Raw genomic sequence first — 15,935 nt, forward strand, 5'->3', positions numbered from 1 at the left:
GCCTGAACCTGCCTGTTGCTGGTCAAAAGGAGTAGTGGTGAATTTTAGATACCAGGCAAGATCAGGATTACTTCCTGGAATTGCTCTTACATGCATGGTATTTTCAGTAATACTAAGAACCTCATAGTTACTTGCTCCAATATAGTAGCTCATAAAGCCACCGCCACCTAACTGGATCTCAGTTCCAGTTGTAGCATCGGCAGGAACTCCATTTTCTGCCGGAGCAAGGGTAACCGATTTCTCACCAGAGGTATCATAATCGATGCATTCATCCTGGCCACCGCCGCCACCAAATTCGGTCACGTAGTCTACATTAAAGAATGTTCTACCCATGTTATCCTGGTTGTAAACGATGTTCTCACCATCTTCAGTAAAAGTTAACTCGTCTGTATAAAAACAGGAGCTAATCTCATCACCCGCTTTTTCAAAAGGTGCGGCCTGGTAATATTCTGGAAAAGCACCTGCTACACCATCAGCAACAAAATTAGGTCCAACACCCAAGTGACCGGCTTCTACTGCTGCCACATACCAGGTTTTAGAACTTCCTCCAGTAAGGAATTGCTTAGTTTCAGGATCATTGAAATCACTTTCAACTTCAACTTCCAGAGACATCGAGCTACTAACGCCACCCTTACCGTAGGCTACTACGGTTACCAGGTAGGTATTTAAACCTGTCCTGGTAAAACGTTTAGTATAGGTTCCGCTTGGAGCAACCGCAGATGATCCATCGCTGAAATTGTACTCGTAAGTGATCGCATCGTTGGCGGTAGCATTAAATTCTACCATGCCAGAACCATCATCACTAATATTTGTACTCACCTGAAGATCTGTAGGAACTACGATCGTATCCAGGGTGAGATCATCTTCCTGGCAACTCATTATAAATAGAGTTGCAAACAGGAAGCTTATTAATTTAATATATCTCATAGTTTTTATCTTTTCCTAGTTGTGAAAATACACGTTATCTATGTACACAGTAGCTTCAGCCGTAGGGTTTGCAGAGAATATGTACTGTGCAATGTTTGATGTATTAGTTAATCCTGTAAAATCTGAAAGTGGAATATCTAGCTTCACCCAGGTATTAGGAGTTACTGTAAACTCTATCTCGTGTTCGGTATCATCACCACCATCAAATACAGCATTAGGACCAAAATCCACCAGTTTAACTCTAAACGCAGTAGCATTTCCTGTCCAATAATCTACATGAAAGTGAGTCATTGCCGAGGCATCCACCTGATTCGCAACAGTTTCAATACCCACAAAATTAAGTTGATCGTACAATTTTATATTATTCCCTTCTACCGTAGTTTCAGAATAAACAGCATCAGACCAATCTGTTCTCCAGGTATCTACACTTACATTTGTGTATGCATCACTAAAAAGTGAAATTACATTTGCTTCTGGTTCTGTAGGTGTTGCTGCTGCTGAAACTGGTTCTGTTGGCGCTACAAGTACTTCATTAGAAAAATACAGGTTATCAATATAGAAGCTTCCTCCATTATTAGGCTGTACATCAAACTTGAATTGATATACATCACTAATATCTAAGTCCTGACTTGTAAATTCTGTCAAAGGAATTTGAATTGAATTCCATTGATTAGGAGCTACTTCCAGGTTAACAGATTTCTCACCTGTAGAACTAATTAAAAAGAACACAATAGATGTATAATCTCCAGACCAAATATCAATATTTACAAATTCATAAGCCGTAGCATCCACACTTTCTCCAATTTCGATACCCTGATAATTGGCATTAGCATATTTAATTACATTATCACCATCTAAAGAGATCATCTCATAAGTAGTAGACTGACCCCAGTTTGGGAAATAGTTAATGTTCGCTGGATTTGTATAAGCGTCACTAAAAATAGAGAATACATTTTCCTGAGCTGCTGTTGGTGCATCAGGTGCTACAGCTGGATCCTTCTGCGCCTCTTCTCCTTTTTCGATATCATCTATGTAAAAAGTACCAGCAGTAGTGCCAGGACCATCAATAAAAATAACCATTCCAGAGTACTGTCCTGTAGGCACGAATGACTCACCAGCACCCTGAGATCCATCAATAAAGCTTTTAATGGCATCTGAAGCAAAATCGAAGCTCAATACTTCCCAACCTGTACCACCGTGATCTGCAGAAACTTCAGTTTGTCTTTCGCCATTAACACCATCTTCAAACTTCAAAAGCACCGGTAAAGCAACATCAGACCAAAGCTTCATGGTAATAGTTTTAGAATCTGTACTAAAATCTACCGGTTCACCAAGAGTATAGGCAATACCCTCAAACTGCGCCCCAGAATTTGTTACGGCAGCAACATTAGTTTCTGAAGTATTAGCACCTGAAAGATCAGGATTAATTACAACTTCATAACTAGTACCATTAAATGTTCCAGCAGCGTAGTTTACTGTTCCCATATCAAATGTAACAGGAAGTTTTAGAGGATCTGTTGCTTCTGGAACAATGATGATTTCATCTTCTTCCAATGTAGCAGCACCAGCTCCACGCGCAATAACAGTTAGTTCATACACCCCTGGTTCGTAAGTATGCTGAATAGATTCTCCGGGCATAAGTTGAGTAGGTTCCTCATCATCCATATCTCCGAAATACACGTCGAAAACAGTCGCATTATCTGCAGTAGCAGAAACTGTGATCGTTTTTGGATCAGTGTCCGGTTGATCTACATTGATCACTAAATTTTCAGGAGCTTTGAATGAGATATTTAACATCTGATTGTATTCGCTGGTTAAACCCGTAGAACCAACTGCTACAATTTCTACCATATATTCTCCTTCATCGTAAACAGTGGTAACCGACTCACCATTAGCAATTTCGGCAGTATCACCATTTCCAAGATCAATTTGAAAAGTCTGAGCTCCTACTCCACTAGGAGTAATAGTTACCGTACCGGTATCATCCTGGCTAATATCAAAATCTGCTGTTACATCTGTTGGAGCAGAGATTTCCTGGAACGCGTAGTTCGTAATTTCATCATCTTCACATCCTGTAAAAAGCAGAAGCGAGATGGTAAGCATTGCTAAAATTCTGAATATTTTCATTTTTATTCGTTTTAATGGTAGTTTTTAGTATCCTGGATTTTGCTCCCAATTGTTTCCTGCAAGCTCAATTTCGATAGCCGGGATAGGGAATAATTCGTGTTTTCCTGTAACGAAGCCGTCGATTTCATCTGCTGCTCTTCCTGTTCTTACCAGGTCGAAGAAACGGTGACCTTCCCCAACAAGTTCTAGTCTACGATCTTCATAGATCTGATTTAGCAAGTTATTTCCTGAAAATGTAACATCTTCCAGTCCGGCTCTGTCCCTTACTCTGTTCAAATAAGTTCTTGCACGATCTTCATTTCCAGATTTGAAATTAGCCTCCGAAGCCATTAGTAGCACATCAGCGAAACGAATTGCGCGGTAGTTATTTGGATTTGTAAGGTTTTGATCACCAGTATTCAAATCCCCAGCTCTCGCGATATACTTTCTGTTATAATATCCAGTATGTTCGTATCCAATAGCATAGCTTGCTCCAGTAGCAGCAGCATGTGCCTCGATATCAAGAATAGCAACGTCTTTACGAATATCATCGCCTGAAAATTCATCAACTACTTCCTGCACCGGAACATTGAAACTAAATCCAGAATCAAATACAGCATTTTCTGGATTTGGATAAGATATGTTTCTTACCCCATTGAATCCAACAGCCACATTTCCTTCTGAACATTGAAGACATCCAAAACCAGCACCTTCTTCATCTGTATACTGAACTTCAAAAATTGACTCTGCATTATTCTCACCTTCTGGCTCAAATATGAAGTTATAATCCTGCACGAGGGAATAAGGTCCACTAATTACAGATTCGAAAGCAGTAGCTGCTTCAGCAAATTTATTCTGAAACAAATATGCCTTTCCAAGCAAAGCCTGAGCTGCTCCTGAAGTTACACGACCTTTTACGCTTTGTACAGCCGGAAGGTTTGCCGCAGCGAACATAAGATCCTGTTCGATCTGAGCATAAACTTCAGCTTTTGGAGTTCTGGGAATATCGAATTGTTCTCCAAACTGAATTCTGTTATCTACCGCTAACGGCACATCACCAAACCATTTTACCAATTCAAAATAGTAATAAGCTCTAAGAAATCTTGCCTGTGCAATGATTTCAGTCTTACCTTCAAAATCCAGAGCATCCTGAAATTCCAATACATAATTCGCGCGGTTCACACCGGCAAACATCCAGCTCCAGATATCTCTTAGTTGCTGATTTACTGGAGTATGCTCCATATTGTCTATCTCCTGAATTCCAGGAGTGTCGTTCGCACTCTCACCACCCGCCAGGGTATTGTCTGAAGCGATCTCGCCCAGCATCACATTAAGGTAAGTAGATTGAAGCAGGTCATAAGCTCCAACCAATGCAAGATCATAATCTTCGGGTGTATTAAAGAAATCCTCAGAATTTTCATCCTGGCTGTCTACATCCACGAAGTCATCACTACATCCAGATAGCGCCAGAAAAGCAAAGGCGAGTATCCAATTGATTGTATATAATTTCGTTCTCATTTAATTAAAATTTCATATTAATTCCTAACATATAAATTCTTGGTACCGGATAGAATCCCTGGTCTATACCACCACCAATTGGAGCTCCATTAGAAGCTGAAGGATCATAACCGCTGTACTCTGTAAGTGTAAATGCATTATTTACTGAAGCATATACTCTGAATTTTTCTACACCGGTATTTGCAATAAGATCTGAATCCAGTGTGTATCCAATCTGTACGTTTTGTAATCTTAGGTAAGACCCATCTTCTACGAAGAAATCTGAAAACTGATTATTACTAGTAGCACCAACGGTCACTCTTGGGAAACTATCTGTAGTTCCAGGACCTGTCCATCTACCCAAGAATGCATTCGTTCTGTTCGTATTTGGCTGATTTCTTTCAAAGTTTCTTACGATCTCATTTCCGAGGGAAGCGAAAGCATATGCATTGAAATCCCAGTTTTTGAAGGTGAACCCAATATTTGCACCCATGGTAAGGTCCGGAATTGGATCGCCAATATCTGTTCTGTCATCACTATCTATAACTCCATCACCGTTTTGATCTACAAAACGAATATCTCCAGGTGCAGCATTTGCCTGCGTTGCAGCAGCATCAACTTCAGCTTGTGTCTGGAAAATTCCATTGGTTTCTAATCCATAGAAATATCCGATTGGTTTTCCTGGCTCCATTCTGGATGGCGGCTCCTGCCCTATTCCAAAAACTCCTCCGGGAATGAATCCGCTTTCGCTATTTACATACAGCACTTCATTTCTAAGAGCTGTAAGGTTATAGTTCACATTGAACTTAAAATTATCGTTTACAACCTGATTGTATCCAATAGAGAATTCAAGTCCTTCGTTTTCGACTCCTCCACCATTTACAAATGGAGCAGAAGATCCAGGAGCAGCAACTCCTAAGATTCCAGATACCTGCGGAATCACAAGAAGATCTTCGGTTTTCTTTTTAAAGTAGTCTATAGTAACATCAACACTGGAATTAAAGAACCTGGCATCAAGTCCAATATCGAGTGTTTTCTGCTTTTCCCATTTAATTTCAGGGTTTCCTAGGGCACCACTTGCTTTTCCGAAGATAATTTCATCATCAAATACATACGCACCTTCACCATTCAGTAAAGAAGCATATCTAAAAGCTGGAATTCTATCATTCCCAATAATCCCGTAACTACCTCTTAACTTTAAGAAGTTTAAAGCGCCGTTGTCATTTATAAAATCCTCATCTGAAATTACCCAACCCACAGAAGCAGATGGGAACCATCCAAACTTGTTTTCAGGACCAAAAGCGGTTGAGCCATCACGTCTTATCAAACCAGAAAATAGATATTTTCCCTGATAGTCATATTGAACTCGTGTGAAGTAAGACAATAAACGGGTATCGAAAGTATCTCCACCATTCTGATAGTTATCTACAACTTCCGCAGCATTTGAAACTCTCGCTGAGCCATATTCATTAGATGGAAGTTCAAATCCTGTTAAAGAAGCAAGATCACCGGTAGTTTTAAAAACCAACATACCCAATAACCACTTAAGATTATGATCACCAAAGCTGTCATTATAGGTTAAAAAGTTATCCCAGGTATAATCTCTGTAGATCTCAAAGTTCTCGGTAACATTGTTACGGTCTACGTTGAAAACCTTTCCAGATCCGTAGAAAACCTCTGGAGAGAAATATCTTCCATCAACTTCAGAATAGTTAAACTGGAATTGAGTCTTCGCGGTTAATTTATCCCATATAGTATATTCAAGTCCACCAACACCACTAATTTTGTCTACTCGTGTATCATTGAAAGCATCGTTGATCTGAGCTAGCGGATTGATCACTTCATTTCCGAGACCTTCAGCAAGAGAGAAATTTCCATCTGCATCACGTACAGGGATATTTGGATTCATGTTCACCGCATTAAAAAGTACAGACCCAAGGGCATTTTCAGCTAAAGTCTTTCGGTTACTATTGGTATAAATCCCTGATAAGTTAATTTTCAGGTTATCTATAATTTCCAGATTATAGTTTACACGTCCTGTAAAACGATCGTAATTGGATTTACTTCCACCCACAATACCATCCTGGTTAAAATAGGAAGCTCCGAAGGAATACTTTGATCGATCTCCACCACCAGAAATATTCAGGTTCATATCAGACATTGGTGCTGTTGTAAACACCTCATCCTGATAATCTGTTCCTTCTCCAAGGTTTCTATAATTTGGATAAGGAGGATTCTGACCATCTGCTGCGTAAGCTTCATTAACGATCACTGCATATTCGGTAGCATTTAATGCAGGTAATCTTCGTGTAGTTTGCTGAACACCTGTATAAGCATCAAATTCTACCTGAAGATCTGCATTGTAAGAACCTGTTTTAGTAGTAATAAGAATTACCCCGTTGGCAGCTCTAACCCCGTATATACCAGCAGTTGCATCTTTCAATACATTAATGCTTTCAATATCGTTAGGGTTAATAACACTAAGATCTTCGATCACGTTACCATCTACAAGAATTAGAGGTCGGTTATCACCATTGGTACTTATCCCTCTAATATTAATAGTGGAAGCACTTCCCGGAGAACCTGAAGTAGAGGTGATGTTCACCCCTGCTACTCGACCCTGCAAGGCCTGTTCCACTCGTGCCGGGTTCAAATCCTCTATGGTTTCTGAACCTACTACGCTTACCGCACCGGTTATTTCCTTTCTTGACTGAGTACCATACCCAATCACTACTACTTCATTTAATGCTTCTGAATCTGTTTGAAGCGTTACATTGATCGTTTGTTGATCACTCACTGTGATTTCCTGGGTTTGAAAACCTAAATAACTGAACTGAAGTACATCTCCAGAGGAGATATTCTGTACCGTATAATTTCCGTCAAAATCTGTAGTAGTACCTCTTGACTCATTTTTTACGATGACATTTACTCCAAGTAAAGGCATTTTGTTCTCATCGATGATAGTTCCGCTAACCGAAAACGATTGCGCGTAAGCACCGAAAAACCCGCTTAGAAATACAATCAAAAGACAGGTAAATTTCCTCATGTGTTTTAAAATTAAATTTGCTTTTACAATATATTAACATGAAGTGCGTAGAGAGGATTTTCAACCTTTATAAAATATCTACAATTATAGTTTTATCAATTTTTAGCGGCGTGAATTATAGAAATCGCAATAAGGACAGGCATTAGATGCCATATTAAAGCACATTGCTTAATGTGTTAAATCTTAAGGATTTATGTCAATGTAGAGGTGATGTAGAGTTATTTTCTACAGTTGTAAAGGTTATAGAGAGAGAATGTACTCGGTCAAATTCGTTTCGCGATCAAGATTCATCTTTTTACGCAAACGATATCGTTTAATTTCCACGCTTTTCACCGAAATATTTAGCAGAGGAGCAATTTCTTTAGAGCTAAGATTCAGTCTTAAATAAGCACATAATTTTAAATCGTTGGAAGTTAGCTCCGGATGTTTCGATTTGATCTTTTTAAAGAAATCTTTATCGGCATTGCTGAATGCTTTCTTAAAGAATTTCCAGTTGTCTTCTTCACTTATGTCCTTATCGATTGTTTGTATCACCGAGTTCACCTTTCCGGTTTTTTCGTATTCCTTTAGTTGATCCTTGATTTTGGTTAGAAACTCATTCTTCTTGATAAGGCTCATGGTCGTTACCGCAAGTTCCCGGTTTTTACCTGCCATATCCTGTTCCAGTTTCTCATTTTTTAATTTAATGATCTCTTTTTCGGCTTCCAAGTTCTTCAGTTTAAGCGCTCGTTCATTTTCTGCCAGGTATTTGCGATGATGCCTCCTATTCATTAAATGAACTGCATACAGGATGAGCAGAAAGATCAGAACATATAAAATGATGGCGGTAGTACTTAAATAAAACGGTCTCTCTACATTAAATGGTACACTTACAGGTTCAGTTTGAGAATTACCAACCCGGGCTTTAACCTCAAAAATATAATCTCCAAAATTCAGATTCTCGTAAGATACCTCATGTTCTTCAGTCCATGCACTCCAGTTTGAAGATAGACCAACGAGACGGTAACTATATTTAGTGTTGGTATATTTCTTAAAGACCGGCGCGCTAAACTCAAATTTCAGGTTATTCTTCTTGAATGGAAGCTCTATCTCTTCCGAAGAATTTAAAGAAACTCCAAGTGAATCTATGGAGCTTGCAGTTATTCTATCTATGCTGATCTCGAAATCGGCAAAATTTAAGTCTGCAGCTGAATCATTAAAACTTACATAACCGTTAGCAACTCCAAGTAGATACCTGTCATTATTCAATCTGGTGATATTCTCATATCCTACCGCGATATTCCTGTAATCCTGATCAATAAAAATATATTCGAGCTGATAATCCTTACCAATTCCTTCAGGCTCAATGGAAAAAATCCCTTCTTCGGAAAAACCCCAAAGAACATCATTTTCCTCGACGATCATTCTACCGGAAACCCTCTCCACGTCGCTTACTAGAAGATTTAATGAATTATCTGGATCAAATCGATCTTTAACCTGATCAAATTTGTAGATATTGGTTAGGCTACTATAATATAGACTATCATTAAACTGAAATACTCCGGAAGTTATTCCAGATTCCTCGTCAAATTTGTAGTTGGAGGTCTTAGAAGCAGCGCTCAGAGAATCGTTAAGCTGAAGATTAAAAACTCCTTTATGCTCGTTACCTATCCAGATACTGAGGTCTTTTGCAACCACAATACTTTTGGAGGAATGTGGAAAGTTATTTAGCATGGGCAGATCTTCAAATCCTGAATCCTGCTTCCGTAGAAAACTGATTCCGTTATAATGTCCCTGTATATAGATATCCTCTTTATATTTCTTGACGATCCAGGTCCCTAGACGCTCACTGATCTTAGTTGCAGTAGCCCCTTGCACCAGGAAAGTTCCACTATTATGCCCACAAAACAGGTTTCCATCGATCTCGTTCAGAAACCATACCTGTCCATTAGTTCCAGGGATCAGCTGAAATTCCTTGGAACCATCCATTTTTACATACAATCCCTGGTTTGTACCCAGATATAACAAATTGTTCTTTTCAAAGGAATCGTAGACGGAGCCAACTTTTCCCCGGTTATCCTGAAAGGATCTGAAGCTAGATCCCAGATCAATCACACTAATTCCATGATCAAGCCCTGCCCATACATTCCCAGACTGGTCAAGGTGCAGATCCAGAGTTGTATTATTTTGAAGGATATTATTCTGATCAAATCTACCAATGATCTTACCATCCCGATCGATCTCGAGCACACCACTTCCTACCGTTCCAAGGACTAGATTTCCATTATCAAGATCCAGTGCGTCAAGTGCATTTGGTTTCCCAATACTTTCACTGAGCTGTATATTAAACTGCTCAAGCTCACCCGCTCGAATTTTATAAAATTCAGAATTCCCGGTAATAAAAGACAGACCATCATCAGCTAGGTCGTATAAATGCATGATCGCAATATCTCCTAATTGCTCACCAGTAATTATTTGTTTCGGCTGACCTTTTTCAAATTTATACAATCCATCACCTGCAAGCTGAAAATAAAGCTCATCTTCAAAATTGAAAATATTGGAAATGGGCTTCCCACCTGGATTGAACATTTTCGCAATCTCATTTCGTTCGAGATCGTAGAGGTAAATGCCCGCAAAACTTCTAAAAACAACCTGTCCATCTATATATTCAACGTCCCAGAATTGTTCGCCATCGCTAAGACCAGGGAATTTTGAAATCAGACTTTGAAAAACCAGCTCTCCGTTATCTGTTGGAGTCCAGTATCCAGCTTCCATATAAGCTCCCGTAAAAATTTTGCCTTCAACGACCTTTACAGATCGAACTATAGATTTATTGGGAACCGGGAACAATCTCCAGCGCTCGCCATTATATTCAAGCAGACCCGTACTATTTGCAAAATACAGATTCTTATTATCAGCCTGGGAAATCATCCAGTTCTGATTTCCTGCGGAATAATCATTAGGGCTGAAATTGGTAACCGGCGGGAGTTCCTGTCCATATGCTGGAAGATTACCTAAGGTTAGTCCGCTAACAATTAACAGGAGCAACATTATTGAATGCTGGATCTCAAAGAAATTAAAATTAAACTGAAGCCTGGACAATTGCAGATGTACCTTAATTAGTAAAAATTTTAGGAGTGGTTGTTAAAGTATTATAAAGAGCTATGACATCCTAAATTAATTGAATTTTTTTGAAGGTTCTTAAAAGAAGACTACTACAGTACTGAATTCATCAAACTCCTACCTTCAATGAGCATAATTACTAAACTAACCCTACAAACACAAGTCGGCAGTAAAACTTTATTCCTTGGAATGCTATTAGCAATTCTCGGAAATCTGACCGGGTATTCTCAAACGAATTCTAAAGAAGTTGTGCATTCGGTTTATGTCACTTCCAATACGGGACTTCGTTCTAACGAAGATAATAAGCAGATACTCGATCGAATCGTGAAATCTTCCCAGGCGAATGAATCCAACAGCCTGGTAATGGTTGGTAATATTGTACCAGAAGGTGGGTTTCCAGATAAAGATAATGGACGTTCTAAAGTTGAAGAAGATCTAAAGAAAAATCTACTGGACGAGATCAAGGATTTCAACGGAAAAATAATTTACACTCCTGGATACAATGAGTGGCAGGAAGACGCCCCAGATAATATAGATGACCTCGAATCTTTTTTACAGGATACCCTGGAATCTGATTTCTGGCCAAATGATGGTTGCCCTATTGAGAGTGAAAGTCTTAGTGATGACGTGCAGCTTATAATGATAGATTCTCAATGGTATATTGAAAACTGGGATAAACACCCATATATCAACAATAAATGTGAGATCAAAACAAGGCTTCAGTTTCTGGATCAATTCAATGATGAATTAGAAGATAGCCAGAGAAAAACGGTTCTTGTTGCGGTTCATCATCCTGTGATGACACAAACCAAAATCGGATTTCTGGAAAAGATACTAGGTCTTGGCACCCAAACAAGTCGAAATCCACAGCTGAAAAAACTAATGGGTAGCCTTGAAGCACTTGCCAGACAATATAATGATGTGATTTTCTTATCTGGAAAAGATAAAAATCTTCAGTTTGTACAAGATGATGGGATTGAACAAATTATTACTGGTGTCACTAAAGAAATTGCGAAGGCGAGACCAGATAAAGAAGAAGGAGATTTCGTGAGTTATGAACTTGGTTATGCCAGGGTCAATATCTATAACAATGGATCTTCAAACGTAGAATATTTCTCGGTTTCACCAGAAAGCGAGAAGCAGATCTATAGCTACGAAATAGCAAGAGAACGGCCAACTTTAGACGAAGTGGAATGGCCAGACACCAAATTAGGTAAAACTACTACCACCTCTGTTTATACTGCAGAGGAAACCGATAAGGATGGACTTTACAAAGCACTTTGGGGAGAACATTATAGATCTCTTTACAGCAAAAAGTTCGAATTCCCTGTTCTTTATTTAGACACTATTCCCGGTAACATGAAAGTACTGGGTGCTGGAGGTGGACATCAATCAAGATCGCTTGGATTTATAGATGACGATGGTCATGAATATACCATGAGAGCTTTGAAGAAAAGTGCTCTTCAGTTTTTACAAACTACCGTGATCACAAATCACTATGTAGAAGATTATTTAGAAAACACGGTAGCTGAGCGTTATGTACAGGATTTTTACACTACAGCTTTTCCTTACGGTACTTTCCCGGCAGGAAAATTCATGGACGAATTAAATATTTTCCACCCAAATTCTGAACTTTACTATGTTCCGAAGCAGGAAGCACTTGGAGTTTATAATGAGGAATATGGTGACGAACTATATATGTTCGAAGCACATATTGGAGGAGAAAATAAAGATCTACCAATATTTGATGGAGCTGAAGATATTCTGAACTCTTCAGATCTACTTCTGGAAATGCAGGAATCAAAGGAGGCTTATGTAGATGAAGAGATGTACATTAGAGCAAGGCTTCTGGACATGTTTCTAGGTGACTGGGATAGACATGAAGGACAGTACGAATGGGCAGAATTCGAGGATGAAGAAGGTAAGAAAAGATACGTACCTATCGCAAAGGACCGTGACCAGGTATTTTCGAAAACAGACGGTTTTATACTATCCTTACTTCGAGTAGGTTTCCCTCAAATTAGAGCGATGGAACCTTTTACAGAAACTGTGAAAAGACCAAAATGGTTTAATCATGCTGGATATCCATTAGATAAAGCCGTAATTAGAGATAATAACTGGAATACATGGAAGGAACAGGCTGAATATCTTCAGAATACACTTACAGATGAAGTTATTCAAGAAGCTTTCGATGTATTACCTGCAGATATAGCAGATGATGAATATGTAAAGGACATCAAAAGCACTCTTGAGGTAAGAAGAGGGAATATGATGGAGATCGCACGTGAATACTACGATTACCTGGTAAAATTTGATATTTTCCTTGGTACTGAAGATGATGATGCTTTCCTTATTACTCGTAAACCTGACGGTGTTACGCAAATTGACCTAACCAATGAAGATGGGAAAGTAGTTGCTCAAAAAACTTACAAAAGCGACGAGACCAAAGAAGTATGGATCTATGGACTAGATGGCGATGATGAATTTAAGATCGTAGGCGAAGGTTCTTCTCTGGTAAAACTAAAAGTTATAGGTGGCGAAGAGAATGATATCTACGACTTTCAGAATACAAGAAAGGCGAAAATTTACGATTACAAGAGTAAAGATAACACTATAAAAACTTCAGGCGCCAATAAAATGCTTGTAGATTCTTATGATATTAACAACTACGATCCTAAGAAGAGAAAAAGTAACCAATTCACCTTTTTTCCTAGTGCCGACTTTAATTCTGACCAGGGATTTAGTTTAGGAGTTAAAAACACCTTTACTACCTATGGTCTGGTTCGTAATCCGTTTACATCTCAACATAATCTTTCTGCAAACTACTATTTTGCGACCCAGGGATTTGATGTTGGTTACTATGGTGAATTCGCAAATGTGTTCTACAAATGGAATTTAGGAGTAGATGCTTATTATTCAAGTCCGAATTTTGTAATTAACTATTTTGGAACAGGAAACGATACAGAGTATGATGACGACGATGTTTCCAGAGATTTCAACCGGGTGAAAATTGAACAATGGAGAGTTGCGCCCTCACTTATTTATAGAAAGAACAATAATGTATTCTTCAGTTTTAAACCTATGATCGAATCCAAGCAGGTTTCTTACGATGCAAATAGAATTGTAGCTGAAACTTTTGATCAGGATGATGATGTTTTCGAAGAACAGCTTTATGCTGGTGCAGAGTTGAACTACAATTATTATAATAAGGATAGAGCAGCCTTTCCATCAAGAGGGATTGAAGTAGATCTTACCGCAGGTTATAAAAGTAATATTGATGAATTTGATAATAAATTCGCTTACGTGAGACCTATGCTATCTTTAAATTATCCGTTACACGAAAGTGGTTTCGCGGCTATTGCGACAAAAATTGGTGGTGAAGCGATCCTGGGCGATGTGTACGAATTCTATCATGCGGCGACACTTGGCGGTGGAAATAGAAATACACTAAGAGGTTATCGTAACGAACGTTTTAATGGTAAATATGCATTCTATCAGAATATTGATATTCGAAGTGGTATCGCTCAATTCAGAACTAATTTTATCCCAATTCGTATGGGCGCCAGCATTGGTTATGATTACGGTAGAGTATGGGTAGAAAACGATGATAGCAATGAATGGCATTCTAATGTAGGTGGATCGATTTTCATCAACGCTTTCAAAGCCTTTACCGGAAATATAGGTTACTACGTTGGAGACGAAGGAGGTCGTTTGAACTTCACCGTAAACTTTGACTTCTAGTACTCGATACTATAAATTTCAAGCCACACCTAACAGTGTGGCTTTTTTATTATAATTCTTTTGCCAGTTGTTCTATAGTTTCTACCACGAGATCAGGATCTTTCGCCAGCTTAAATGGAAATTTCCCAGGCCGGCGCACGAAAGCTGTTTGCAATCCAGCCCTTCCTGCTCCGGCTATATCCCAACCATGAGCTGCAACCATCATATAATCGCTTTTCTTTACTTCGGAAGCATCTACAATGTATTGGTAGCTATCAAGATGAGGTTTGTATTTCTTCACTTTCTCAACGCTTTCAATATGATCGAAGAAATGATCAATTTCAGCAAATTCCAGTTGTTTTCGAAGTACATCAGGTTTACCGTTGCTGAAAGCTATTAATTTAAATCCTGAACTTTTTAAATCCTCTAAACCTGGCATCACATCTGGATATGCTTTAAGACTGGTGATGGGTTTCAAGGTTTGCTGTAATTCTTCTTCGGAAAGATCTAAATCATATTTTAAGGCGTTTATCCTTAATACCTCCTGTGCTATTTGGCTAAAGGTGTGATAGGAATCACTTACCGTTTCTACCAATGAATACTGTAAAAGTTCAGCAAACCAGATATCAGCCGCATATTCAATACCCAGGGCTTTATTGATGCTTTCCTTTAACGGAGACAGATCAAGAAGAGTTTCGTTCACATCGAAGATGAGTACTTTCGGAGTTGATTTCATTTACTTTTTAGATAAAAATACAAATCTTAATCCCAATAGTAAGACCCGATAATAAGAAAGCTGAAGAGTTCTAACTAATAAGGTGCTGGCGGATTCAAAGCCGAGGTATTACTCAACTGCTCTCCCTCGAATTCCTTCTGATGATCTCTAGATCCTGAATCTGAATAGGTGCTGGAAGTAATTAAAAATACAAGGAGACTGATGGCAATAAGAAATAGAACTTTAGTAAGAAAAGATAAATACTGAACCTGTTTATCAATTTTAACTTCGTCCTGAAGACTTGCAACTACGGTTGGTTTCATAGCATGAATACTATGTAGCAAATAGGGCACTACTGGTTAATAATACGTTCTGTCCAGGTAGGGTTATTTGGATAGCTGAATTTACTGATCTAATAGTCTGACTACAAGGTAATTGTCGATTAAAATCAAGAGGATATCAACAGGCATAAAACTTCGAATGGTTGATATTTACAGCGTTAATCCGACTTATAAACAATTTAACACTTTGCAATAATTTCGATTAAGTGCAAAATAATCAGATATATGAAGCTAGACACCAGTTAGTTAGCTGTATATAAATTAGCAAATAGCATCATCTTCTAAAATATATATTTTACAAATATAATCTTGATGTGAAATATTAGAATCAATAGATAATAATGGACCCGAGTTTATATAGATGAAGAAATTGTAGCCTCACCAGGAACGCAACCTACTTGATTAATTAATAATTGACAACTACTGAAAACCGCTTTATTATTGAATAACTGTACTATTTATAAGGATTTATTGAATTTAT

General features: G+C 38.5%; 8 protein-coding genes. 1 reads left to right on the forward strand and 7 read right to left on the reverse strand.

The window, feature by feature from the left end:
* The 5 genes from ACNKXS_RS03560 to ACNKXS_RS03580 form a co-directional block, all read right to left on the reverse strand.
* Nucleotides 1-927: PKD domain-containing protein (locus tag ACNKXS_RS03560; RefSeq protein WP_417919652.1), on the reverse strand; the 927-nt coding region annotated here is incomplete at its 3' end.
* 15 nt (nt 928-942) lie between these two features.
* Complete coding sequence (locus tag ACNKXS_RS03565; RefSeq protein ID WP_417919653.1) at nt 943-3,054, reverse strand: hypothetical protein; 2,112 nt, start codon at nt 3,052-3,054, stop codon at nt 943-945.
* A gap of 24 nt (nt 3,055-3,078) precedes the next feature.
* Nucleotides 3,079-4,551 carry a RagB/SusD family nutrient uptake outer membrane protein gene (locus ACNKXS_RS03570; protein WP_417919654.1) on the reverse strand — a complete coding sequence of 491 codons (1,473 nt, stop codon included), beginning with the start codon at nt 4,549-4,551 and terminating at the stop codon, nt 3,079-3,081.
* A 4-nt stretch (nt 4,552-4,555) separates the two neighbouring features.
* Nucleotides 4,556-7,576, reverse strand: coding sequence for a SusC/RagA family TonB-linked outer membrane protein (locus ACNKXS_RS03575; RefSeq protein WP_417919655.1), 3,021 nt, complete (start codon nt 7,574-7,576; stop codon nt 4,556-4,558).
* A gap of 240 nt (nt 7,577-7,816) precedes the next feature.
* Complete coding sequence (locus tag ACNKXS_RS03580; protein WP_417919656.1) at nt 7,817-10,606, reverse strand: helix-turn-helix and ligand-binding sensor domain-containing protein; 2,790 nt, start codon at nt 10,604-10,606, stop codon at nt 7,817-7,819.
* A 198-nt stretch (nt 10,607-10,804) separates the two neighbouring features.
* Here ACNKXS_RS03580 and ACNKXS_RS03585 point away from each other — a divergent pair, with 198 nt between their 5' ends.
* A complete protein-coding gene (locus ACNKXS_RS03585; RefSeq protein ID WP_417919657.1) occupies nt 10,805-14,419 on the forward strand; it encodes a bifunctional metallophosphoesterase/BamA family protein in 3,615 nt (1,204 codons plus the stop codon).
* 49 nt (nt 14,420-14,468) lie between these two features.
* On the opposite strand, the gene ACNKXS_RS03590 is transcribed toward ACNKXS_RS03585, so the two are convergent.
* Both ACNKXS_RS03590 and ACNKXS_RS03595 read right to left on the reverse strand, forming a co-directional pair.
* The gene (locus ACNKXS_RS03590; protein ID WP_417919658.1) at nt 14,469-15,134 is read right to left on the reverse strand and encodes a haloacid dehalogenase type II; all 666 of its coding nucleotides are present in this window, start codon (nt 15,132-15,134) and stop codon (nt 14,469-14,471) included.
* 74 nt (nt 15,135-15,208) lie between these two features.
* A complete protein-coding gene (locus ACNKXS_RS03595; RefSeq protein WP_417919659.1) occupies nt 15,209-15,436 on the reverse strand; it encodes a hypothetical protein in 228 nt (75 codons plus the stop codon).
* Nucleotides 15,437-15,935 lie beyond the last annotated feature (499 nt).

It is taken from the genome of Christiangramia marina, from assembly GCF_048285865.1.
In the GTDB taxonomy this organism is placed as follows: Bacteria; Bacteroidota; Bacteroidia; order Flavobacteriales; family Flavobacteriaceae; genus Christiangramia; species Christiangramia marina.